Consider the following 24,062-nt stretch of genomic DNA (forward strand, 5'->3'; position numbering starts at 1 on the left):
GCCCAAGCATGCCTCGATGTCACATCGAAGCAAAGCCCCCAAGAGATGGGGAACATCACGCAAACGGATCATCCAACGCAATCGTATCTTCGCGATCCGCCCCCGTCGCCACGATCGCCAGGCGGCAACCGGAAAGTTCTTCCACCGCACGCAGATAAGCACGCGCCGCCGGCGGCAGCTTGTTCCAGTCGCGGATGCCGGCAGTGGATTCGCTCCAGCCCGGGAATTCCAGGTACACGGGCTTGCATTCGGCCCAGCCGTCGGCATCGAGCGGTGCGAGTTCGCGACGCTTGCCGCGGTATTCGTAGGCGATGCAGACCTTGATGGTGTCCAGACCGTCGAGCACATCTAGCTTGGTGATGGCCAAGCCGTTGATGCCGTTGATCTGCACGGCGCGCTTCAATGCGACAAGGTCGATCCAGCCACAGCGGCGCGGCCGGCCGGTGCTGGCGCCGAATTCGTTGCCGACCTTGCGCAGGCGTTCGCCCATGTCATCGTGCAGCTCGGTGGGGAACGGGCCGCCGCCGACGCGGGTGGCGTAGGCTTTGCAGATGCCAAGCACGTAATCGATGTCGCCGGCACCCACGCCAGTGCCGGCCAATGCGCCGCCTACGGTGGTGTTGCTGGAAGTGACGTAAGGATAGGTACCGTGATCGATGTCGAGCAATGAACCCTGCGCGCCTTCGAACAGGATATTGCCGCCTTCCTTGCGCACGTCGTGCAGGATAGTGGCGACATCGTCAACCATCGGGCGAATGAATTCGCCGTAGGCCAGCGCGTCGTCGAGCACCTGCTGGTAGTCGACCGGCTCGGCCTTCAGCCATTGGGTGAGGATGAAGTTGTGGTAGTCGACGGCAGCCTTGATCTGCTCCGGCAACTCGTGCGGATACATCAGGTCGGCGACGCGCACGCTGCGGCGGGCGACCTTGTCTTCGTAGGCCGGGCCGATGCCACGACCAGTAGTGCCGATGGCCTTGGCGCCGGAGGCGATTTCGCGTGCCTTATCCACGGCAATGTGGTACGGCATGATCAGCGGGGTGGCTGGGCTGATCTTCAGGCGCGGGCGGACGTTCACGCTCCGCGCTTCCAGTTCTTCGATTTCCTGCTTGAGTGCGGCCGGCGACAGCACTACACCGTTGCCGATCAGACACAGTGCACCGTCGCGCAGAATGCCGGAAGGAATCAGGTGAAGCACGGTTTTCTTGCCTTTGATGACAAGGGTGTGGCCGGCGTTGTGGCCGCCCTGGAAGCGCGCAACGGCGACTACGCGTTCGGTCAACAGATCGACGATCTTGCCTTTGCCTTCGTCGCCCCACTGTGCGCCAAGAATTACGACTGACTTACCCATGCTGTTTCTCGCTCTAGAACGTTCCGATCGGCGGAACGGAAAAACTATCGCGCGCTGGTTACCACGCGGTGAAAGTATCAATGCACCCAATGCAGCGTGATCAAACCAATGCCGATGGCCAGCGCACCGAATAGGCGCAAGATGCGTGGGTCCAGCTTCAAGGCTTCGCGCATCATCGCCTGCCAACCTTGTGGAGCGGCAAATAGCACGAGACCTTCGATCACCAGCACCAGACATAGCGCGGCATAGAAATCGCGTGGCATGACGCTGATTTAGTGCCGGGCCGGTGCGGGCGCCGGATTGCCGAAGTAACGCAGGAACTCGGAATCGGGCTTCAGGATGATGGTGCCCTTGCCGTCGCCGAAGGCCTTTTTGTAGGCATCCAGGCTGCGGTAGAAGGCAAAGAAATCCGGATCCTCCGCGTAGGCCTGGGCGTAAATTTGCGCTGCCTGCGCATCGCCCTCGCCCTTCACTTTGTCGGCGTCGCTCTCGGCATTGGCACGGATGATCTGTGCCTGACGATCGGCATCAGCCTTGATCGTTTCGGCCTCCTGCTTGCCGTCCGCGCGAACGGCCGCTGCCTGCTGCTGGCGCTCGGTCTGCATGCGCTTGTAGACGGAAGCTTTGATGTCATCGGGGAATTCAATGCCTGTGATACGCACGTCGACCACCGAGATGCCCAGCGTCTTTTCCGCCTGCTCGTTGGACTGCTGCACGGTGCCGGCAGCCAGGTCGCCCGCGTTGCTGGCGATCAACTGTTGCAGGCTGCGTGTATCGACGATGCCGCGCAACGCATTGCTGACGATGGGACTGAGACGCTGGCCAGCCTGCAGTTCGTCGCCACCTGTAGCGCGGTAGTAATCCGCCGGGTTGGCCATGCGCCACTTTACGTAGAAGTCGACGTTGACACTTTGCTTGTCGGCGGTGACGTAACGCTCCGGCTGGCCGTCAAACGACAGGATGCGATCATCCAGCGTGAGCGACTGTTGCAGCAACGGCACCTTAGCGTGCAGGCCGGGTTGCTTGTCGGTGCGCAGAATTTTGCCGAACTGCAGCACCAGCGCGCTCTGCCCTTCACTGACGATGTAGAGGCTGTTGAAGCCGAGCAACAGCGCCAAAACGATGATGATGGCAGCGGTGGTTTTCATGGCTGCTTCCCCTTGTCCGCATCATCGCCAAAGGCATTGCCCGGCTGCGCCACTGTGCCCACGCCCGACAAGTTGGTGGCGGCAAGCGGGCCATCCGTATGATCGTTGGTAATGTTGATGACGCTGTGGCCATCGGAATCATCGATCACCTTGTTGCTGGCGCGCAGGATGTCTTCCATGGTTTCCAGCCACAGGCGGCGACGGGTGACATCTGGCGCGGCCTTATATTCTTTGAGGATCAGGTTGAAGCGTTCGGCATCGCCCTGCGCACGCGCGATGCGTTGCGACTTGTAGGCATCGGCTTCCGCCGCCAGCCGCTTGGCGTCGCCGTTGGCGAGCGAGATTTCCTGACGGGTGCCCGCATGTGCCTGATCGATCAGACCCTGGCGATCCTGGCGCGCGGCGTTCACGTCGTCGAAGGCGTCTTTCACCTCCTGCGGCGGCGTGATGGCCTGGAAGCTCACATCCGTGACACGCAGACCGCAGTCATAGGCATCCAGCGTGTGTTGCAACTGCACGTGCACCTGCTGCTGCAAGGAAACCAGCGACGGCGCGGGAGCGTTGTTCTCACCCTGACCGGTGAGGATGTCTTCCATCAGTTGGGCGCCAATCACCGCGCTCACAGCGGCCTGGGCCGCTTCGTTGAGCGTACCGTCCGGATCGCGGGCGTTGAACAGGTACTTCTGCGGATCGGTCACCTGATATTGCACATTGAAGTCGACCAGGACGATGTCCTCGTCGCGGGTCAACATGCGGATCTGGTCGGATATGGCGCGCACGCGCGACGTCGCCACCGGCTGCACGGTTTCCATCGGCAGCGGAAGCTTGACGTGGAACCCGGGACCCAAGGTGCGTGCATAGGCACCAAAACGCTGCACCACACCCACCTGTCCGGGGCCGATCGCGGCATAGCTGGTCATCAGCAGCCAAGCCAGGATGAACACACCGATGATGGTGAACAGACCGCCCGACCCACCCAGCTTGCCCAGTCGCTTGGACAGGCCCTTGAACGTCGCTTCCATACCCGATTTGCCACCGGTGCTGCGTTTGTTCTTGTTCCATGGATCGCGCTGCCCGTTTCCGGGTTCGTTCCAGGCCATGGTCAGTCTCCTTAGGGCCGCTGGGAGGCCGGCAGCAACGGCCGGAAAACGTTCTGTGCAGAATGGGACATGGTGACGGGTAATGAAACGTGCAAGCACCGGAAAGGTACCGTGCACAAACGGTCGCATTCTAGCAGAGACAACAACCATCGCCGATCATCCATAAGGGCAGGCCCCGTATCTGCCCGCCCTACAGCAAACCGCGCAGCGGCTCGCCTTCCATTCCATAGAGCAACGACGCCAGCACACTACGTGGGGCATCGATACGCAGGCGCCAGCCTTCTTCGTCGACCGCTTCCTCGGCAATGGCACCCGCGGCACGAAGCCTGGCATGCAGGCGACCGGCCGACAAAGGCAAGCGCAATTCGGATTGCACCCGCTCGCCGCCGAGCAACTCACCCAAAGCCTGGCGCAGCAGGTCCAGACCTTCGCCGGTATGGGCGGACAACCACACCTGCTGCGGCACACCTTCCGCATCGCGCACGATACGCGGCTTGCTGTCAGTAAGGTCGATCTTGTTCATCACGTGCAGTTGCGGCAGATCGCCAGCGTCAATTTCTTCCAGCACCTGATCGACTACCTGATGCAGGTGTTCGCGTTCATCGTCGGCCGCATCGCTGACATGCAGCAGCAAGTCCGCATCGCGCGCTTCAGCCAGGGTGCCGCGGAAGGCCGCGACCAGATCATGCGGAAGATCGCGGACAAAGCCCACGGTATCGGCCAGCACGGCGGGACCGCAGCTCAGATCATCCAGTTTGCGCACGGTAGGATCAAGCGTGGCGAAGAGTTGATCGGCTGCGTACGCCTCACCTTGTGTAAGCGTGTTGAACAGCGTGGATTTGCCCGCATTGGTGTAACCCACCAAGGCGACACGCGGCACGGTATTGCGCAGACGGGCGCGGCGTTGCTGGCTGCGCTGGGTCTGCACTTTTTCCAGTCGCTGGCTGAGCATTTTCACGCGCTCAGCCAGCAGGCGGCGGTCGGTTTCGAGCTGGGTTTCGCCAGGGCCGCGGTTGCCGATGGCACCGCCGCGTTGCGCGTCCAAATGGGTCCATCCACGTACCAAACGGGTAGCCAGGTGCTTTAGCTGGGCCAGCTCCACTTCCATCTTGCCTTCATGCGAACGGGCGCGTTGGGCGAAGATGTCCAGGATCAACCCGGCACGATCGACCACGCGGGTGCTGAGCGCCTTCTCCAGATTGCGCTCCTGCACCGGGCTGAGCATATGATCCACCAGCACCAGGTCGGCACCCAGCGCACGCACCGCTTCGGCAACCTCTTCGGCCTTGCCGGTACCGATGTAATAGCGTGGATTGGGCACGTCAATGCGGGCTGGAATCGTCGCCAGCACTTCGGCGCCGGCCGATTTCACCAGCTCAACGAATTCCTCGGCCCGCTCGGCCGTATCGCTCCCGCCGCGCGAATGCGGCAGGACCAACACAGCACGTTCGCCTTTCTTTTGTCTATCGAACAGGGTGAATCAACCTTCGTTTTCCGCCGACACGTGCTCAAAGTGGTTTTCGTGGTCGTCATGACCTTCGTGGCCATTGCCGACACGCACGTTACGACTGGGCACCACTGTGGAGATGGCGTGTTTGTAAACCATCTGACTCACCTGGTTGCGCAGCAACACCACGAACTGATCGAAGGATTCGATCGTGCCCTGCAGCTTAATGCCATTCACCAGGTAGATGGCGACCGGTACGCGCTCACGGCGCAATGCATTTAGAAACGGATCTTGCAAGGATTGCCCTTTTGACATTTTTGTTCTCCCCCTCGCCCATCGGACGGGCCGAAAAAAGACGGCGCCAATGGCACCTCAGCCCTAGCTCTTCGAATGTTAACCGCTTTTAAATCGTGGGTGAAAGACTTTTGTAAGTTGTGACAATAGCGATAACAAAACCGCGCCGCAGACTTCACGAGCATGGCTTAAGTTTTAGCCTAGAAACAGGCTTATGACCCCGCTCGCATGGTCTAGCAGGTCATTTTTTTCCGGATCCAGGGTCCGGGCATCCAGCTCGCTACGCAGCCAGGTAATCTGCCGTTTGGCGAGCTGGCGGGTAGCGAAGATGCTCTTATCGCGCCATTCGGCTGCATGGTAGAGGCCGTCCAGATATTCCCAGGTCTGGCGGTAACCCACGGCACGGATAGCCGGCAAATCGAGCTGCAAGTCACCGCGCTGGCGCAAGGCGCGAACTTCATCAAGCAGGCCATGTTGCAACATGGCGTCGAAACGCCGGGCAATGCGAGCGTGCAGTGGCGCCCGGTCTTCAGGCAACAAGGCCAGTTTGAGCACCCGCCAAGGGAAAGACCATCCTCGGCCACCCTGCTGCTGGACGCTTAGGGGCTGCCCAGTCAGGGCGATCACTTCAAGGGCACGCTGAATGCGCTGGGTGTCATTGGGCTTGATGCGCTTGGCAGCCAGCGGATCGAGTTCGGCCAGTCGTTGATGCATCCCTCCCCAGCCCATAACCGCCGCCTCTTCGATCAACCGTGCGCGAACCTCGGCATCGGCTTGCGGCAAGCTCGACAGGCCACGTTGCAGGGCGCGGAAATACAAACCCGTGCCGCCAACGAGCAGCGGCACCTTGCCGGCTGTGCGCACACGCTGCATGGCCGCTTGCGCATCCACGCTGAAATCAGCAGCCGAATACGGTTCGGCGGGGTCCCTGATATCAATTAGCTCGTGCGGATAGCGCGCGAGGGTGGCGGCATCCGGCTTGGCGGTGCCGATGTCCAGTCCGCGATAGACCAAGGCGGAGTCGACGCTAATCAGGCCAAGCGAAAAGCATTCGCTCAATGCGCAAGCGAGCGCGGTTTTTCCCGACGCGGTCGGGCCCATCAGGAATATGGCGAGTGGGCGGCGGTCGACAGGCATATGGGGGGAGATCTAAAAAATCCATGCGGATTTTTTCAGATTCGGCGTGCACTGAATAGGCGATCGAACAATGCAGCATCTTCTGGGTAGCTGGCAATTTATAGCAGTGCCCTCAAGGAACCTTTGAATTATTCCTAAAATGTGTCAAGATCACTTCACACTTCGATGGAAGTGTTCAATATGAAATTGAGCCCTACGTCGTTTCGCCGGCATTGAGCTAAACGAGGACGCGATTCCCGACGAAACGACAATACTGAAGTTTCTGCGATTGCTGAAAAAGAACGACTTGACCGCCAAACTGCTAGCTCGCTAGCGAAGCATAATAGGGAGAAAATTCCCCCAAAAGGGGTTATTTCCTCACATATGAGGCGTTTTCGAGTAAATGCAATCCATTTCTATCCAACAACTACGCCACGCCATATTGTGGACGTTCAAAGCTTAATTGTCCGGAGGTTCCTTATAATGTCATTATCATTATCCAGCAAAGTTAATTCAAGAATGCAATTCTTGGCGAAAGCTCCCATGCTCGCTGTTTGCATAAGCTTATTGCTAACTTCGGTTGCTTTTGCCCAACAACAAGTTACCCCCCAAAGCAGCCTTCAAAACGCCGAAGAAAGCAATCTCCAAAACGCCGAAGCTCGTGCTGCGTCGGGTCCTGGATCGCATCGATGTGTAATGTCGGGTGGAAAAGTTATTACCGCCGTGCCCCAATTCGATACAGAGAGCGTCGTTCTTGGCACACCTATATCTATTTGCCGTTTTAAAGAAGACACTCAACTCGCCTACGTTGGGCTGACAACTTTGGATGCCAAGCCAAGTATTGCCGCAACCGTTGCCTTCATAAAAATAGATCCCAACAAACCGTGGAAACTGCCGCCGCAGGTGAACCCAGGCCCCGCCCTTTGCTCCTTGCTTGGAGGTTCTTCGATAGCGGAATACTCCAACGGTGGTATTAGCACGCCTACGGATGGCGAAGTCGATATGTGTTATTTCGGAGATGGTTCTTCCATTGGCGGTAATACATTGGTGTACACCCTCTTGGGTACTGAGCACAGTGTTAAGCAGGCTATACAGTCGAAACCACTTAATATAACACTTCCTGCCATCCAATGAGTTCAAAGTAAATATCCCCCGGCAAAACACTGTCTCTTGATCACATCTTTTTGTTTGCTATGTGCTGCAAATAACCAGCAAAACGGGACAGGCCAATGCCCTCTCCCCTTTAGGGAGAGAGTTAAGGTGAGGGCCAGGCTTGAGGGAAAGTCCATGGCTACGCGAAAGTTTCGCTCTTTAAAATCGCGCACGAAACAAGCTATTTCGCAAGATTGGCCCTCACCCCAACCCTCTCCCCAGAGGGGGAGGGTGCGTCGCAGCGTCAGAAGATTTGTGATCAAGAGACAGGGCAAAGCCGGGGGCTTACCTCATGCTGAGTTATGATCGGGTGGATCCTTGATGCAGCACCGCATCAAGGCACGCCCCCTGCTCTATAACTAATGGATCACATTCCTTTCCCCGCTCGCTGTCGGACGCCCCCATGCCGCAAACAATGAAAGCCCTGGTCAAGCGTCACGCCGAAAAAGGCATCTGGATGGAAGAAGTGCCGGTTCCAGAGGTCGGCCCGAACGAGGTGCTGATCAAGCTGGAAAAAACCGCCATCTGTGGCACCGACCTGCATATCTACAAGTGGGACGAGTGGTCCCAGCGCACCATCCAGCCTGGCCTGACCATCGGCCATGAATTCGTTGGCCGCATCGTGGAAATCGGCCCCGGCGTTACCGGCTACAAAATGGGTGATCGCGTTTCCGCCGAAGGCCATATCGTATGTAGCCATTGTCGCAACTGCCGCGCGGGTCGCCAGCACCTGTGTCCGAACACTATCGGCATCGGCGTGAACCGCAACGGTGCGTTTGCCGAATACATGTCTATGCCGGCGTCCAACCTGTGGCCGATTCCGGACCAGATTCCGTCGGAATTGGCGGCTTTCTTCGACCCCTATGGCAACGCCGCGCACTGCGCGCTGGAATTCGACATGGTGGGTGAAGATGTATTGATCACCGGTGCGGGCCCGATCGGCATCATCGCTGCGGGCATCGCCAAGCATGTCGGCGCGCGCAATGTGGTGGTGACCGACGTCAACGATTACCGCCTCAAGCTCGCCGCCGACATGGGTGCGACGCGTGTGGTGAATGTGGCAAACCAGTCGCTGAAAGACGTGATGAAGGACCTGCACATGGAAGGCTTCGACGTGGGCCTGGAAATGAGCGGCAACCAGCGCGCCTTCAACGATATGCTCGATTGCATGTACCACGGCGGCAAAGTCGCCCTGCTCGGCATCCTGCCCAAGGGCGCTGGCATCGACTGGGACCGGGTGATCTTCAAGGGGCTCACCCTGCAAGGCATCTATGGCCGTCGCATGTATGAGACCTGGTACAAGATGACCCAGATGGTGCTGACCGGTTTCCCGTTGCAGAAGGTGCTGACGCACCAGATTCACATTGACGATTTTCAGAAAGGTTTCGACCTGATGGATGCCGGTACTTGCGGCAAGGTTGTCTGTTCCTGGCACTAAACAATCTTCCCCGGGCAGCAGTGGGCCTGCGCCGGGACGACAAGCAAAAGCAATCACTTCGCGCTCACGGAAATGTGATCAAGAAACAGGCGTAGACGGGGAGATGAAGTGAAAAACAAACTACGCACTCCCTTACGCCGCAGGCTACACTTCGCCCCGGGCGTGCCGACATAAGTTTTCTGGCTTAGGGAAGTGCGCGGCTGCCGCCGAGCACAGTCGGTCCGCGATGTCACGGGAGCATCGACGGCATGGCAAACCAGAACTCGTCAACCAAGGCGCTCATGGCAGCCGGGCGCGAACACGCGATAGGCCTGTACCAATCCCGTGGCGTGCGTATCACAACGCTGGTCATCGTCATTTTCCTGGTACTGCTGGGCCTGTTCGGCTTCTTTATCGCGCCCGGCATCATCAAGAGCCAGCTCGAAAAGCAGCTCAGCGCACAGCTCGATCGCCCGGTAACCATCGGCGCCATCCATGTGAATCCATATACGCTGTGCGTGAGCGTGGACAAATTCCATATCGGCGAACGGGATAGCTCTTCACCCTTCGTTGACATCGACAATCTGGTGGTGAATGCATCCTGGAGTTCGGTGTTCCATATGGCACAGGTGCTGGACGGACTTTCGCTGGTGCATCCGCAGGTCCACATCACACGCACCGGCCCACAGCAATTCAACTTCACCGATATCGTGCAGCGTTTCACCAACAAACCCGCAGAGCCGAATGCGTCGCCGACGCGCTTTGCACTTTCCAATATCAGCGTTCACAACGGCAACATCACTTTTGATGACCAGGTGCTTCATACCACGCATCACGTCGATCAACTGGACATCGGCATTCCGTTCCTGGCCAATCTGCCGCACGACGCGGATATCTTCGTGCAACCGCTGCTGACGATGCGAGTGGATGGCAGCCCGCTGCATATCCAAGGACAGACCAAGCCGTTCGCCGATACGCATGAGTCGGTGATCAGCTTCACCCTGGATCACCTGGATCTGGCGAAGTACCTGGGCTATGTGCCCAAACCATTGCCCGCCAACATTCCCAGTGGCTTGTTATCCGGCAAGCTGGAGCTGCACTTCATCGACACCAAACCCACCCAGCAACTGTTGCTACAAGGTCAGTTGCAGGCGGACAAACTGGTGCTAACCACTCGCGACAATGCACCGATACTGGAACTTGGTCGCGGCACAGCAACCATGGACGATGTACAGCCGCTGCTGTCGCGCTATCGTTTTGGCACCCTCGCACTCGATCAGGCCAGACTGCATTACACCAAACTGGCTGGCGGACGCACCAGCTTCGACACTTTGCTCGGCAAGGACAAGCCCCCAGCAGCGCCGGGTACGCCGTCCATCGATGCGCAGATCGTCACGCTCGCCGTGCAAAACGGCGTACTCGACTACGCCGATCGCAGTGGTCCCAAACCTACGCAGCTCACCCTCGAGAACATGCGCGGCGAGATCCACCAACTTTCCACCGTGTCCAAACACCCGGCAACGATCAACGTGACCTCCGGCCTAGCTGGCGGTAGCGTGCATGCCACCGGCAACCTCCTCCTAAGTGCTGATCGCTACGAGGGTGAAGTGGATGTGAAGGGCGCAGGCCTGCAGCCACTGATGGCAATGGCACCCCCCGTGCTCAACGTGGAGATCGCCAGCGGCACGCTCAATGGTGACATGCACCTGCAAGTCGACTGGAGCAAGACGCTCTCGCTGATCATGGACAACAGCAAACTCACCGCCAACAATTTTGCGCTGGAACAACGCGACCGCAAACTGCTGGCATGGCAGAGTTTGAATGCCGAGATTCACCTTCTCGATCTCGACAAAAACATGGCGCAACTTGGCAACGTAATATTCCAGGGCCTGAAGATCGATGCGCGACGCCTGAAAAACGACAACATCGATCTCGCCAGCCTGATGAAGTCCTCGCCATCACATGGCAAACAGGCAGCCTCGCCATCCTGGCACTGGAACATTGCACACCTGGATATCGATGGCGGCAGCCTTGCGCTGACTGACTCAAGCCTGCCGAGCAAGAACGGTCATATAGTGGTCCATGCCGACAAGTTCGGCATGGACAATCTTTCCGATGACATGCATAAGCCGATCAAACTGAACCTTACAGGCAGCATCGGCACCGGTAAATTCAACGTCAATGGCAATCTGAAGCCCGAACCGATGGATGCGGATCTGCGCATCCAGGCCACACGCGTGAACGTGGCGCCATTCGCTTCGCTGGTAAACGTGCCCTTGAACGTACGTCTGGACAGTGCATTGTTGAGCGCAAACGGACATGCACGCTATCGCGACCACAAACCGTCAGCGCTGGTCAGCTATCAAGGGCGCATGGTGCTAGGCCGCATAAAGGTGCTGGACAAGGTCACCAACGACGACTTCCTAAGCTGGAATTCACTGGCGGCCACGGGCATGAAAGTGCGCATAGGTGGAGGCGCGCCACAGGTGGATATCGACGGACTAGCGCTTAATGATTTCTATGCACGCGTGATCGTCAACGCCAACGGCCGCATTAATGTGCAGGATGTTGTGTCCAATCCCGCGCAAGCGCCCGTGTCGGTCACCCGTGCGCAAAACGGCCCTGCTCCGCCGGCATCGGCGAACACGCTGTCACCTGCGCCAACACCGGCTGTCAGCACATCCGCTGCACTCGCTTCTGCCAGCACGGCTGCCACACCGCCCGCGCAGATTCATATCGGCCAGATCACACTGGCAAACGGCAATCTCAATTACACCGACAATTTCATCAAACCCAACTACACCGCCAACATCACCCAGCTCGCTGGCAAAATCGGTGCGTTCGGCACTGATACGGGCGACAAGCCGGCGGACGTCACCTTGCAAGGTTCGCTCGACAACAACTCGCCGGTCGATATCAACGGCACTATCAATCCGCTTACGCCGGTTGCGTTCCTGGACATCAAAGCCAAGGCCAATGACGTGGAACTTACGCACCTTACGCCCTATTCCGGCAAATACGCCGGCTACCCGATCACCAAGGGACGCCTGACCATGGATGTGCATTACCAACTCGCTCAGAGCAAGTTGAATGCCGATAACCATATCGTACTCAATCAACTCACCTTTGGTGATCGCATGAAAGGCCCAGGCATCAGCCATCTCCCGGTGAAACTAGCGGTGGCATTGCTGAAGGATTCCAACGGCAATATCGACATCCACGTGCCGGTATCTGGTTCATTGAGCGATCCAAAATTCAGCCTTGGGGGGGTGATCTGGCAGGCCTTCGTCAACTTGCTCAAGCGTGCGGTGACGGCGCCATTCCGTTTGCTTGCTTCCGCAGCGGGTGGCGGCCAACAAGATCTGGGCTATGTGGAATTCGCGCCGGGCTCGGATGTGCTGAACAAGGAAACCGACGATCGCCTGGCGAAGGTTGTCGACCTGCTCAACAAAAAAACGTCACTGAAACTCGACATCACCGGCCGCGCCGACCCCTCCTTCGATGAAAACGGCTTGCGCACGGTCATGGTCGATCAGGCCGTGCAAAAAGAAGAAGCCGACGATATCGGCAGCGCGGCCGCCAAGGCCGCACCGGTGAAACCGGGCACCGACGATTACAACAAGTACCTGACCAAGGCGTACAAGCACGCCGATTTCAAGAAGCCGCGCGACTTGATTGGTCTGACCAAATCGCAATCGCCGGATGTGATGATTAAACTCATGGAAGCCAATGTCGCCATCGACCAGGATGCGCTACGTCATCTGGCCGAGCGGCGCGCCGATGCCGTGCGCCAATACCTGCATGGCAAGATCGACGACAAACGCGTGTTCGTGTTGGCGCCGAAGCTGGATGCGAAGGGGATCGACGATAGCGGCAAGACGACGCGCGATGATTTCGGGTTGCATATGTAGGTTTGCACCGGATGGCACTTCCTTAAGCCCCTCCCTTTGGGAGAGAGGTTTGGGGTGAGGGTTCGATCAGAGCGCGATGATAAAAACTCGTGCAAGAAATCGTCGTCATGCTCCGTCCGAACCCTCACCCCCGGCCCTCTCCCGACGGGAGAGGGGTGTTTTCAAGCATACGTCCGTTATAAGTAAGCGCCATTCGCGTTTACACCCCAACCCATCGGATAGAGCCGGTAACCCGGCCCCCTCCCACACCACCGTACGTGCGGTTCCGCATACGGCGGTTCATGCCAGACGCTGGAGATAGCGAGCCGTGCTGGCCAAACTGACCAAGCCCAGCCTATCGAAGAAGGCTTTTGGAAAAGCGTGGTTCATATGACTGGCTCCGGCGTTCCACCACGGACCATGCCCGTTTCGGGCCGAGTGCCACGCCCGCTCTTCCGTCAAGCCTCCTTTGCGTAACAACTCCGTGCGTCGTCGGCGCGTCTTGGCTTGTCGCCAGATCAAACCACGCAACCGACGCCGTATCCAGCCGTCCAGCTCCTCCCACGCTTGCTTGCTCTCGCCGAGGCCGAAGTAGTTCGCCCAACCGCGAAGCCTCGGATTTAAGCTTTCGATGGTTCGCTTCAAACTTCGACCTCGTCCCTGACGCAACTGCTCACGCACACGGTTGCGCAGACGCGCTGCGCTTTCCTCGGCAAAGCGTAACCGTAACCGGCCTCCGCTGTGCGTCAGCGTGTAGCCAAGGAACTTACGTTCACTTGGCCGCGCGCACGCGCTTTTGGCGCTGTTAACCCGCCGTTTCAGCCGTTTCTCAAGAAACGATGTCATGCTGGCCAGTACGCGCCGTCCTGCCTTTTCGCTGCGAACATAGATCCCGATCAAAGAACTTCTCCAGATCAATGTCCACCACCCAGCGGTGTCCTTGCTGCACATACTGCTTGGCCGCCTTGACCGCTTGGTGTGCGTTACGCCCTGGCCGAAAGCCATAGCTTGATCGGGAAAAGCTTGGTTCAACGATGGGTTGCAGGATTTGCAGAACGGCCTGTTGGATCAGTCGATCCAGCACCGTCGGTATGCCTAGTGTCCGCACCCCGCCCGAGGGCTTGGGGATGTCCACCGCGCGCACCGCCGCCGGCAGGTAGCGTCCGTCCAACAAGGCTTCCTTCACACGTGGCCAGTGCACCTTCAGCCAGTCACGCAACGATCCCACCGGCACGCCATCAACACCCGGTCCGCCACCGTTGCGAACCACCTTCTGGTACGCCGCCATCAGGTTGTTACGCTCGACCACGGCCTCCATCAGCCGTGACTTCTCCGCTTTCGTTTGCTCAGCCCACGCCGTGATCGCCTCCGCACCACCGTGCCCCTCTCCGGAATACTGTTCCGTACCTTGGCTCGTGGCCCCGCTGGTTTGGGCTTCTGCTTCGTCGACGATCATCGAGTCTTGGCCGTCCTCATCACGGTCTCTCATGTTCGGCCCTTCGGTCTTACTGCACCTACTATGGCCTCTGCTGACTTCTCGCTCCGCGTTACCGCGTCGCCCTTTCAGGCATGAGGCGAGATCTCCCCGGGTATGACACACCTGCTTTCCCGCTTAGGCCTGTCGGATATACGCCGTGTCGTCCGGACACGTTTTGGGCTTTGACAATTCTTGCTGCCTTACCCCAACACGTCGCCTCGTATCCGCTTCCTGTTCGTCAGGCCAGCGTTTTGCCTCGGGCTTCCTTCAGACATCCGGTCACCCGCAATGCCCTTGCCTCTGACTAACTCTTCCCCTCGACGGGCGAGTCGAGGACTTGCACCTCCTAGCACCTCGACAAAACCGGACTTACTTCTTGGCAAACAAATGCTCGACACCCGCGCGCTCTTCGCGCAGTTCCTTGTCGGTAGCATCCATGCGTGCACGCGAGAAATCATTGATCGCCAGACCCTGCACGATCTCATACTTGCCGTTCTTCACCGTCACCGGATAACCGTAGATCACGCCCGGTGCAATGCCGTAGGAACCATCGGACGGAATGCCCATCGACACCCAGTCACTCTCGGCACTGCCCAATGCCCAGTTGCGCATATGGTCGATGGCGGCCGAAGCGGCCGAAGCGGCGGATGAAGCACCGCGTGCCTTGATGATGGCAGCGCCGCGCTGCTGCACGGTCGGGATGAAATCCTTCTCGTACCAGTTCTGGTCGACTAGGCTTAGCGCAGCCTTGCCATCAACGGTAGCGTGATGCAGGTCCGGGTACTGGGTGGAGCTGTGATTGCCCCAAATGGTGATCTTCTTGATGTCGGTGGTGTGCTTGCCGGTCTTCTCGGCGAGCTGCGACAGCGTGCGGTTGTGGTCCAGGCGCACCATGGCAGTGAAGCACTTCGGATCAAGGTCTGGCGCGTTCTGCTGAGCGATCAGCGCATTGGTGTTGGCCGGGTTGCCCACCACCAGCACCTTCACATCGCGCTTGGCGTGATCGTTCAACGCCTTGCCTTGTGGCGAGAAAATCGCACCGTTAGCTTCAAGCAAATCCTTGCGCTCCATACCCGGGCCACGCGGACGGGCGCCGACCAGCAATGCGTAATCGGCATCCTTGAAGGCGACGTTGACGTCGTCGGTGGCCACCACACCAGCCAGGGTCGGGAATGCGCCATCGTTGAGTTCCATTACCACACCCTGCAACGCAGGCAGTGCCGGCGTGATTTCGAGCAGGTGCAGGATCACCGGCTGGTCCGGACCGAGCATGTCGCCGGCGGCGATACGAAACAGCAGGGCGTAACCGATCTGGCCGGCAGCACCGGTCACGGCAACACGAACGGGGGCTTTCATCGTGACAACTCCTTCAGGTACATAAAACGAAGCCCGCATCGTATGACGCGGGCCGGGAGATGAATCAGCTCAGTTCAGCGAAGAACTCGACAATACGGGCAAGGCCGGGGTCAAGCTGGGCGGTAGGACAAGTATAGGAAATGCGCATAGCGTGCGATTCGCCGAAGGCCGAACCCGGCACGCAGGCCACACTCTTCGCCCCCAACAATGCAGCGCAGAAATCCACATCGTTTTCGATGCGCGTATCGCCGTGGCTCTTGCCGAAGGCCACTGAGATATCCGGGAAAGCGTAGAACGCACCCTGCGGGCGCGGACACACCACACCGGGAATCTTGTTGAGCGCAGCAAGCACGATGTCGCGCTTGGCCGAGAATTCCTGGCACTTGACCTGCGGAATGTCCTGCGGACCGCTGAATGCCGCGATGGCAGCCGCCGCGATCACCTCCGGCACGCTGGTGATGTGGTTGGAATTGAGTGTGGTGACCGCCTTGGCCACCGATTCTGGGCCAGCGATCAAACCCACGCGCCAGCCCGGCATGCCGTAGGTCTTGGACACCGAGTCGACAAAGATTAGGCGATCGCGTAACTCTGGCCGTGCGAATACGAAGTTGTGATAACCGATACCGTCGAACACCATCGAGTTATAGATATCGTCGGTGACGATCCAAGTATCCGGATACTGCACCAGCACGTCGGCCAGCGCGGCGATTTCCTCGCGCGTGTAGACCATACCGGTAGGGTTGGACGGATTGTTGAACAGGAACACTTTCGGTTTGCGCGCCAGTGCATTTTCCAACTGCTGCGGCGTCAGTTTGTAGTTCTGTGCCGGGTCGCAATGCAACACATTGGCTTTCGCGCCGACAATGTCGGCAATGTCGTGATAAGTGGTCCAGTACGGCGCGGCAAAGCAGATTTCGTCGCCTTCGTTGAGCAGCGCCTCGGCCAGGTTGTACAACACCTGCTTGGCACCCATGCCGATCGACAGGTTCATGCGGCCGTAACCGGTAAAACCCAGTGCCTGGATGTGTTTGAGGAAGGCATCCAACAGTGCGTCGGAGCCGCGATTGCTGCCGTACTGGCCGCTATCGTGTGTGAGCGCTTCGCGTGCTGCCACATAGACGTGTTCGCCAGGAAGAAAATTCGGCACGCCGATGGAGAAGCTGATGATGTCGCGGCCGGCGGCTTTGAGCTGCTTCGCCGTTTCGGCGATGACCATGATCGCGCTGGGTTTGGCGCGGCCGACACGCTGGGCGAGCTGGGGCATAGGTTCCTCGGGTTGGGACGCTGGCAACTAACCCTACGATTTTAGCATGCGGCGGTGCGGCAACCGTGCACCCTTCCCGGATAGCCGAAAAACGTCTATTGCGTCAGCGCGATCCGCTGGCATCATTCGGATGCCGCCGCAACCCCGGGCGGAGGAACGTCATCTGATCGCCAGCCTAGACAGACCCTAAGAAGAAGATGCGTATGTTCAGCCTTATTCGGAGTTGTCCATGTACCGCCCGCTAGCCCTCTTTGCTACCGCCCTGCTCGCCCTGGGGGCATTTGGCCCGCGTCCGGTACAAGCCGATGACGTCACTAAGCTGACGATCACCGACCAAAAAGTCGGTACCGGCAACACGGCTCGCGACGATGCCACGGTAACCATCAACTACACCGGCTGGCTCTACGACGCCAAGGCGCCGGACCACCGCGGCGCCAAGTTCGATAGCTCTTATGAAAGCGGTCGACCGCTCACCTTCGCGATCGGTGCCGAGGAGGTGATCTCCGGCATGGACAGCGGCGTGAAGGGCATGCGTGTAGGCGGCAAGCGCGAGATCATCATCCCGTCCGGCATGGGTTATGGTCATCACGGTGCAGGCAGCAAAATTCCGCCCGACCATGCCCTGGTATTTGACATCGAGCTAGTCGGCGTGCACTAAGCGCTTCACGCCAGGCTAGGAATTGGGCCATGATGCGCCAGTGTGGTGTCTCGCAAGTAACGTGAATAAATTCCGAGTGGATTTCGTCGCGAGACAAGACGCGAGGAGGAGTCATAGTGGGCGCTATGGCGACGACGAGCAACGCAGGATCGTGGCGAAAGACGCCGGAATTTGTTCGCGTTACTTGCGAGACACCACACTAGCGTTGCCATACGTCGTACGCCCACCGCCCTGACGTTGCTGGAGGATTGCCCGATGAAGCGAATGCTCTGGTCCTTCGTGGCCGCCCTGATGATGATCCTTCCCGCCGCGGCTTTCGCGGCGGACGGCTATGTCATCACCAACGTGAATATGTACGCTGGCCCAGACGCTGAATATCCGGTCGTACAAGTCTTGCCGGCCAATACCTGGGTGTCGGTTCAGGGCTGCACCACCGGCTGGGAATGGTGCGATGTCCTGGCTGGGCCGGATCGTGGTTGGGTGGCCGGCAGCTATATCGCCTACATGTACAACAATCAACCCGTATACGTGGTCGATTACGGGGCGCAGATCGGCCTTCCGATTGTTTCGTTCGTCATCGGCACGTATTGGTCGCGCTACTACCTCAATCGCCCCTTTTATCGGGACCGCAATCGCTGGTATGGACGGCCGATCCCGATCCGGCCGCCCACACGGCCACCGATGCGCCCTCGCCCGCCCATTCGTCCGCCAGGTACCGGTCGACCGCCACAACCTGGCAACGGCCATCGGCCGCAGCCACCGGGAGGTGGCCGGCCGCAACCGCCCGGCAACGGCAATCGCCCACCACCGCCCCATGGTGGTAACCGGCCACAACCGCCAGGTGGACATGGACCGGGACAGCCCGGTGGCGGTAACCGTCCGCAGCCGCCGGGAGAAAATCGGCCTCAGCCGCCAAGCAATGGCCATTGGCCGTCGCCTCGCCCGAATCCGCAACAGGGGAACAACGGGAATCCCGGCAATCAGTAGCCGGGATTTAAGGCAACACTCACGAACTACACGAAAGCATGGAGCATCCCGCACGAGACTTCGCCCACTCAGGCCGCTTTTGCGCGTAATGCTCGCGTCCCGACTGTTCCTCGTAGGGGTGCCGCAATACTTCAAGCAGGGTAGAGATACCTTCGTAGTCGCCCTCGGTCGCGCGATCGATCGCCTCTTGCGCGAGATAGTTGCGCAACACGTAACAAGGATTCGCCACATGCATCCGCTGACGACGCTGTTCCGGAGAAAGCGGATCTTCGTGCAAGCGCCCGACGTAATCACTTAGCCAGCGAAGGAAATCAACCTCCACAGCTTCGCGTTTTGCATCGTTGTAAAACGCATGCTGCAGCGGTTGCAGCACCGGCGATTGCGTATCGATATCGCTCAATGCGCGGAAGAACAAGGTCATATCCACTTCCGCCTGCTGCATCAGCGACTGCAATGTTTCCATGCGCGTCACGTCATCGTCACGGCATTCGGCCAGTCCCAGCTTGGCCGCGATATGGTTGCGGGCATGTGCCGCGAATGCATCGACATAGCGATCCAGCCCTGCTTGCAAAGGCGCCACATCGCCAAACAACGGCGCCAGCGCGGAAGCGAGTCGGCTCAGGTTCCACCAGGCAACGTTCGGTTGCTGGCCGAAGCGGTAGCGACGGCGCATGATGTCAGTGGTGTTGGGTGTCCAGTCCGGATCGAAATCGTCGATCCAGCCATAGGGGCCGTAATCGATGGTGAGGCCAAGTATCGACATGTTGTCGGTATTCATTACGCCATGCACGAAACCCACGCGCATCCAATGCGCGATCATCCGGGCCGTACGCGCGCAAACGTCGGCAAACCAATCGCCGTAGCGGGTCTCGTCACTGCCCTTGAAATCGGGAAAATCGCGGCCAATCGTGAAGTCGACCAACTGACGCAACAAGGCGATTTCGCCGCGCGAAGTGGGCAATTCGAAATGTCCGAAGCGGATGAAGGACGGCGCCACACGGCACACAACCGCACCCGGCTCATGCTGCGGATGCCCGTCGTAGAACATGTCGCGTTCCACCCACTCGCCGGTCAACACCAGACTCAAAGCACGCGTGGTGGGAATGCCCAGGTGGTGCATGGCTTCGCTGCAGAGAAATTCGCGAATCGACGAACGCAGCACGGCGCGCCCATCCGCACCGCGCGAATACGGTGTCGCGCCCGCCCCTTTCAACTGCAGCTCCAGCCGCTCGCCTTGCGCGATCAGCACTTCACCGAGGGAAATCGCTCGCCCGTCGCCAAGCTGCCCGGCCCAAACACCGAACTGGTGTCCACCATAGTTGGAGGCCCAAGGCTGCATGCCATCCAGCATGCCGTTGCCGCCAAACACCTGGGCGAACAGCGGGTTGGCGATATCCACCGTGCTCAAACCCAGTATGGCCGCCATGTCACACGACCATGCGATAACGCGCGGCGCTGCCACGGGACTGGGGTCCACACGCGAGTACGCAGCGCCATACACTTGCCGCGCGCCGGAACCTTGATCCGGGTCACCCGGCAGATCGCGCACAAAGGCGTTATCGAATTGCAGTGAAGTCAAGGACATGGGTAGGTTCAGTGCTTTCGAAGATGCGTGCTATCTCATCGGCCACAAGCTGCCGCCACGCGCCCGGCGCCAGGCCATCCAGCTGCAGACCGCCAATGGCCGTGCGCTGCAGCGCCTGAACATGGTTGCCGGTGGCGGCAAACATCCGGCGTACCTGATGATAACGACCTTCGGCAATGCGCAAGCGTGCATGACGTGGCGCCAGCACATCCAGTGACGCTGGCAACAAGGGCGTGGTTTCCGATTCCAGTATCAACATGCCGCTGGCGAACAGAGCCTGCTCGTCGCCGCGCAAATCCTGCGCCAGGGTGGCCTCGTAGACTTTGCCGAGATTGGCGCGTGGCGAAATGATCCGATGCAGCAAAGCGCCATCGTCGGTAAACAACAGCAGGCCGGATGTGTCGCGGTCCAGCCGACCCACTGTAGACAGCGCAGGATTGCGCGCGCGATAACGTGGCGGCAACAAGTCATACACCACCCGGCCCGGATCCTTGCGTGAGCAAGTGACACCGAGCGGCTTGTTCATCATCAGCAGGATGCCAGTGGGCGGATCGAGCGGTTCGCCATCGATAAAGATCTGCGCATGTTCCACCTTGTCGTCGGCGTACAGCACTTCGCCATCCGGATCGGTAACGCGCCCCTCGCGGAACATCCATGCGACATCCTTGCGACTGCCGTAGCCGAGATTCGCAATCAGCCTCACCAACCTCATCCGCGCACACCTCGTGCCTCGATCACTTTGAAACCCTTCTGCATCACCACGTTACGGACCTGCTCGAAATGCGCGGCCAAGGTCGATTCGTACGGCAAGTGACGGTTGGCCACCAGCCATAACCGCCCCTGCGGGACCAGCGCATTCGCCGCACGCGCAATAAAGGCGCGACCAAGCTCGGGCAAGTCCGTCCTGCCCTGGTGAAATGGCGGGTTGCTGACGATCACGTCGTAACGCCGGCCGATGCCCACGGTCACGTCGTGCCAGTGCACTGCAAACGCCAGTTCGCGCCCGCTTTCGCGGATGGCACGCTCGGCATTGAGCCGCGCCGGCTCAAGCGCACGCGCCTCGGCCTCGTAAAGATCGAGCGCCGTGATGTGGGGACAGCGCGCAATGATCTGCGCGGCGAGATAGCCGTAACCGGCGCCGAAGTCAGCCACCTGTCCCTGCAAGTCATCCGGCAGATGCATGGCAAGCAGCTCGGAGGCGGCATCCACGCGATCCCAGGCAAACAGGCCCGGCCGGCTGAGATAACCCGCGGCATTCGTCTTCGGCTGATCCAGCGCCCGCCACGTTTCCAGCAGCGATGCATCGCGCGATGCCAACTGCGATTGGCCCCAGAACACCCGACACTTGTGCTTGGAAAGATGGTTCACCGTGCCAAGCAAGGCTTCCAGGTCGGATTGCGCAGATTTCGCGCCTTCCGCATTAGGCACGCAAACCAGCACGACACCGCCGCCGTCAGCATGCCAGGCCGCGCGTGCGAACAGGGCTCGCGCTTCCTCACGCTGCCGCGGCGGCAACACCATCACCACTTTGAAGCGCGCATCCAGTGCGGCTTCGCCAACGGTGAATCCACTGTGCGTCAAGGCATCGGCAAAAGGCTTGAAGCTTTGCTCGCACAGCCAGCCCGGTCGGGCCACTTCACGCAGACGATAGCCATCGCGCGCGCGCAAGAACAACACGTTGCCATCAGCAGGCAAACGTAGCGGACTGTCCGTGAAAGGAAGAAAAAGCGCATCCAGCACCGCATCGGGCACGGACGCATGGATACCGATCATGGTCAATACGAATGCATTATCAAGCCTTCTGTCCCAACCGCCCGATCCAGCGATACATCAGATACGTCACCGCGACAAATGTCGCACCGCCGATCCAGATCGATGCGTCCTCGAAGCTGTGCCCCACCAACGCGAGCGGTGCCGGTTTGCCGGAGAACACCACGATGGCCGCCACCAGCACGCCGATGATGCTTTCGCCCACGATCAGTCCGGACGCCAGCAACACGCCGAGCTGCTTGGTGGCTTCACCCTTCGGCGTGCGGTCTGCGCGTTTGTCGAAGTACCAGCCGACGATGGCACCGACCACGATCATCAGGGTGGTGGAGGTGGGCAGGTAGATACCCAGGCCCACGGCGAGTGGCGGCAGGCGCGCCGCTTTGGTCGTGGCGCCAAGGATCGCATCGACCACGATGAGCCCGACACCGATCGCGGCGCCGATGCTGATCAGGCTCCAGTCAATGTTGTTCTGGATCACGCCCTGCGCTAGCGCCGAAATCAGGCCGGCCTGCGGCGCAGGCAATGCGTGCGCAGGATCGACACCGGGCGCGCCGAGGAAACCGTACGCATGGTTGAGCAGATCCAGCACGGGCGGAATTACAACAGCACCGGCAATCACACCGATCACCAACGCAGCCTGCTGACGCCACGGCGTAGCATCCACCAACTGACCGGTCTTGAGATCTTGCAGGTTGTTGTTGGCAATCGCCGCCACCGCGAACACTACCGAAGTGATGAACAACGCGAAGGCCACCAAGGCCTTGCCCGAATCCGCCGGCAGATCCGACTTCACTCCCGCCAGCAGCAACAGCGCGGCAATGATCACCACCAGGATGCCGATGCCCGACAACGGGCTGTTGGACGAACCGATCAGGCCCGCCATGTAACCGCACACCGTCGACACCAGGAAGCTGAGAATCAGCACAAACAGCACCCCACCGATCACCAGCAGCGCCGTATGCGAACCCAGCCCGCTGGTGACACTGAAATCACCCAGCAGCCAGGCGATCGGCAACATGCAAATCAGCACGATCAGGCCAACGATGCCAATCGGCATGTCCTGTTCGGTGCGCGGCAGCGTGTCGCCCTTGCCGGCCTTGCGCACACGCGAAGCAGCCATGGCCGACGTAAGGCCACTCACCACCGGCTTGACCAGCTTGACCAGCGTCCAGATAGCCGCCACGCCAATGGTGCCTGCACCCACAAAACGCACGTAGTGGCTCCAGGCGCCCTGCGCGATATCGGACACACTGCCAGTACCCGGATGCAACAGGGTGAAGTGCGGCACCGCCCAACCCCAGCCGATCAGCGCGCCGACCAGCATGGCAATACCCACCGACAGGCCGACCAAGTGCCCCACCGCGAACAGCGCAAAAGACAGGCTGAAATCATAACCACTAGCCGCGCCGCGATCGCCAATACGGAAGTACTGTGCCACGTCGCTGGCGAAGACCTTGGTCTCCACGATGATGTAGAACACCGCCGATACGATCGAGCCGACAACCACCGCCATCAGGCCACTGGTGCCGCCTTCGACCGACGCCGACTGAGAGGCTTCGCCAGCGTGCTCGCCCGAGCCGACCTTCAGCACCTCCGCGCAGGCCACGCCTTCCGGATAGGGGAGATCGGAATCGGTGACCAGCGCGCGACGCAGCGGGATGGTGTACATCACGCCCAGGATGCCGCCCGCGGCACAGATGCCGAAGGAAATCCAGAATGGGAAGCCGCTCCACCAACCCACCATGATCAGGCCAGGCAACACGAAGATGATCGACGACAGCGTGCCCGCAGCCGAAGCCACCGTCTGCACAATGTTGTTTTCTTGGATCGTCGCGCCTTTCATCGCGCGCAGAATGGCCATCGAGATCACCGCCGCCGGAATCGACGTGGCGAAGGTCAGGCCGGCCTTCAGGCCGAAGAACACATTGGCTGCGGTGAACACCAGGGTGATCACCACGCCTATGATCAGGCCACGGATAGTGAGTTCGGCGCGCGGCGCGGTGCCGGGTCCAGGTATTGCATTCACGGGCGGTCTCCCCAAACTGTCCAGCCA

General features: G+C 59.6%; 20 protein-coding genes and 1 pseudogene. 6 read left to right on the forward strand and 15 right to left on the reverse strand.

What is annotated here, in order from left to right; all coding sequences use genetic code 11:
• Nucleotides 1-55: 55 nt before the first annotated feature.
• The 7 genes from EO087_RS04915 to miaA form a co-directional block, all read right to left on the reverse strand.
• The gene (locus tag EO087_RS04915) at nt 56-1,348 is read right to left on the reverse strand and encodes an adenylosuccinate synthase (RefSeq protein WP_128897892.1); all 1,293 of its coding nucleotides are present in this window, start codon (nt 1,346-1,348) and stop codon (nt 56-58) included.
• Between the two features lie 77 nt (nt 1,349-1,425).
• Nucleotides 1,426-1,611, reverse strand: coding sequence for a DUF2065 domain-containing protein (locus EO087_RS04920; protein WP_128897893.1), 186 nt, complete (start codon nt 1,609-1,611; stop codon nt 1,426-1,428).
• A gap of 9 nt (nt 1,612-1,620) precedes the next feature.
• Nucleotides 1,621-2,496: a protease modulator HflC gene (gene hflC / locus EO087_RS04925; RefSeq protein WP_128897894.1), complete on the reverse strand. Its 876-nt coding sequence runs from the start codon at nt 2,494-2,496 to the stop codon at nt 1,621-1,623.
• Nucleotides 2,493-3,596 (reverse strand): FtsH protease activity modulator HflK, encoded by a 1,104-nt coding sequence (hflK, locus tag EO087_RS04930; RefSeq protein ID WP_128897895.1) that lies wholly within the window; start codon nt 3,594-3,596, stop codon nt 2,493-2,495. The genes hflC and hflK overlap by 4 nt, the downstream gene beginning before the upstream one ends.
• A gap of 190 nt (nt 3,597-3,786) precedes the next feature.
• Nucleotides 3,787-5,070, reverse strand: a complete 1,284-nt coding sequence (gene hflX / locus EO087_RS04935) for a ribosome rescue GTPase HflX (RefSeq protein ID WP_128897896.1) — start codon at nt 5,068-5,070, stop codon at nt 3,787-3,789.
• A gap of 6 nt (nt 5,071-5,076) precedes the next feature.
• Complete coding sequence (gene hfq, locus EO087_RS04940) at nt 5,077-5,358, reverse strand: RNA chaperone Hfq (RefSeq protein ID WP_128897897.1); 282 nt, start codon at nt 5,356-5,358, stop codon at nt 5,077-5,079.
• Nucleotides 5,359-5,532: 174 nt separating this feature from the next.
• Nucleotides 5,533-6,474: a tRNA (adenosine(37)-N6)-dimethylallyltransferase MiaA gene (gene miaA / locus EO087_RS04945; protein ID WP_128897898.1), complete on the reverse strand. Its 942-nt coding sequence runs from the start codon at nt 6,472-6,474 to the stop codon at nt 5,533-5,535.
• 193 nt (nt 6,475-6,667) lie between these two features.
• Here miaA and EO087_RS04950 point away from each other — a divergent pair.
• From EO087_RS04950 to EO087_RS04965, 4 genes and pseudogenes are all read left to right on the forward strand, one after another.
• A pseudogene (locus tag EO087_RS04950) lies at nt 6,668-6,778 on the forward strand (transposase); the annotation flags it as partial.
• Nucleotides 6,779-6,936: 158 nt separating this feature from the next.
• Nucleotides 6,937-7,587: a hypothetical protein gene (locus tag EO087_RS04955; RefSeq protein WP_128897899.1), complete on the forward strand. Its 651-nt coding sequence runs from the start codon at nt 6,937-6,939 to the stop codon at nt 7,585-7,587.
• Between the two features lie 421 nt (nt 7,588-8,008).
• Entirely contained in the window at nt 8,009-9,043 is a 1,035-nt protein-coding gene (tdh, locus tag EO087_RS04960; protein ID WP_205744437.1) for an L-threonine 3-dehydrogenase, read from the forward strand.
• A 248-nt stretch (nt 9,044-9,291) separates the two neighbouring features.
• A complete protein-coding gene (locus EO087_RS04965) occupies nt 9,292-12,933 on the forward strand; it encodes a DUF748 domain-containing protein (RefSeq protein WP_128897900.1) in 3,642 nt (1,213 codons plus the stop codon).
• A gap of 279 nt (nt 12,934-13,212) precedes the next feature.
• Here the strand turns inward: EO087_RS04965 and EO087_RS16660 are convergent, their stop codons facing one another.
• From EO087_RS16660 to EO087_RS04980, 4 genes are all read right to left on the reverse strand, one after another.
• Nucleotides 13,213-13,557 (reverse strand): group II intron maturase-specific domain-containing protein, encoded by a 345-nt coding sequence (locus EO087_RS16660; protein ID WP_240669131.1) that lies wholly within the window; start codon nt 13,555-13,557, stop codon nt 13,213-13,215.
• A 184-nt stretch (nt 13,558-13,741) separates the two neighbouring features.
• Entirely contained in the window at nt 13,742-14,401 is a 660-nt protein-coding gene (locus EO087_RS16415) for a reverse transcriptase domain-containing protein (protein ID WP_205744439.1), read from the reverse strand.
• Between the two features lie 357 nt (nt 14,402-14,758).
• Nucleotides 14,759-15,745 (reverse strand): malate dehydrogenase, encoded by a 987-nt coding sequence (locus EO087_RS04975; protein WP_128897901.1) that lies wholly within the window; start codon nt 15,743-15,745, stop codon nt 14,759-14,761.
• Between the two features lie 64 nt (nt 15,746-15,809).
• Nucleotides 15,810-17,009, reverse strand: coding sequence for an aminotransferase class I/II-fold pyridoxal phosphate-dependent enzyme (locus EO087_RS04980; protein ID WP_128897902.1), 1,200 nt, complete (start codon nt 17,007-17,009; stop codon nt 15,810-15,812).
• A gap of 229 nt (nt 17,010-17,238) precedes the next feature.
• Between EO087_RS04980 and EO087_RS04985 the strand changes: the two genes are divergently transcribed.
• A complete protein-coding gene (locus EO087_RS04985; RefSeq protein ID WP_128897903.1) occupies nt 17,239-17,667 on the forward strand; it encodes an FKBP-type peptidyl-prolyl cis-trans isomerase in 429 nt (142 codons plus the stop codon).
• A 255-nt stretch (nt 17,668-17,922) separates the two neighbouring features.
• Entirely contained in the window at nt 17,923-18,654 is a 732-nt protein-coding gene (locus EO087_RS04990) for an SH3 domain-containing protein (RefSeq protein WP_128897904.1), read from the forward strand.
• Nucleotides 18,655-18,673: 19 nt separating this feature from the next.
• On the opposite strand, the gene EO087_RS04995 is transcribed toward EO087_RS04990, so the two are convergent.
• The 4 genes from EO087_RS04995 to EO087_RS05010 are packed head-to-tail and all read right to left on the reverse strand — an operon-like array spanning nt 18,674 to nt 24,035.
• Nucleotides 18,674-20,239 carry a YdiU family protein gene (locus EO087_RS04995; protein WP_205744440.1) on the reverse strand — a complete coding sequence of 522 codons (1,566 nt, stop codon included), beginning with the start codon at nt 20,237-20,239 and terminating at the stop codon, nt 18,674-18,676.
• Nucleotides 20,211-20,951, reverse strand: coding sequence for a pseudouridine synthase (locus tag EO087_RS05000; protein ID WP_128897905.1), 741 nt, complete (start codon nt 20,949-20,951; stop codon nt 20,211-20,213). The genes EO087_RS04995 and EO087_RS05000 overlap by 29 nt, the downstream gene beginning before the upstream one ends.
• Entirely contained in the window at nt 20,948-22,012 is a 1,065-nt protein-coding gene (locus tag EO087_RS05005) for a methyltransferase (RefSeq protein ID WP_128897906.1), read from the reverse strand. The genes EO087_RS05000 and EO087_RS05005 overlap by 4 nt, the downstream gene beginning before the upstream one ends.
• Nucleotides 22,013-22,031: 19 nt before the next feature.
• A complete protein-coding gene (locus EO087_RS05010; protein ID WP_128897907.1) occupies nt 22,032-24,035 on the reverse strand; it encodes an oligopeptide transporter, OPT family in 2,004 nt (667 codons plus the stop codon).
• Nucleotides 24,036-24,062: the final 27 nt, after the last annotated feature.

The sequence above is a fragment of the Dyella sp. M7H15-1 genome (assembly GCF_004114615.1).
Classification (GTDB): domain Bacteria; phylum Pseudomonadota; class Gammaproteobacteria; order Xanthomonadales; family Rhodanobacteraceae; genus Dyella_B.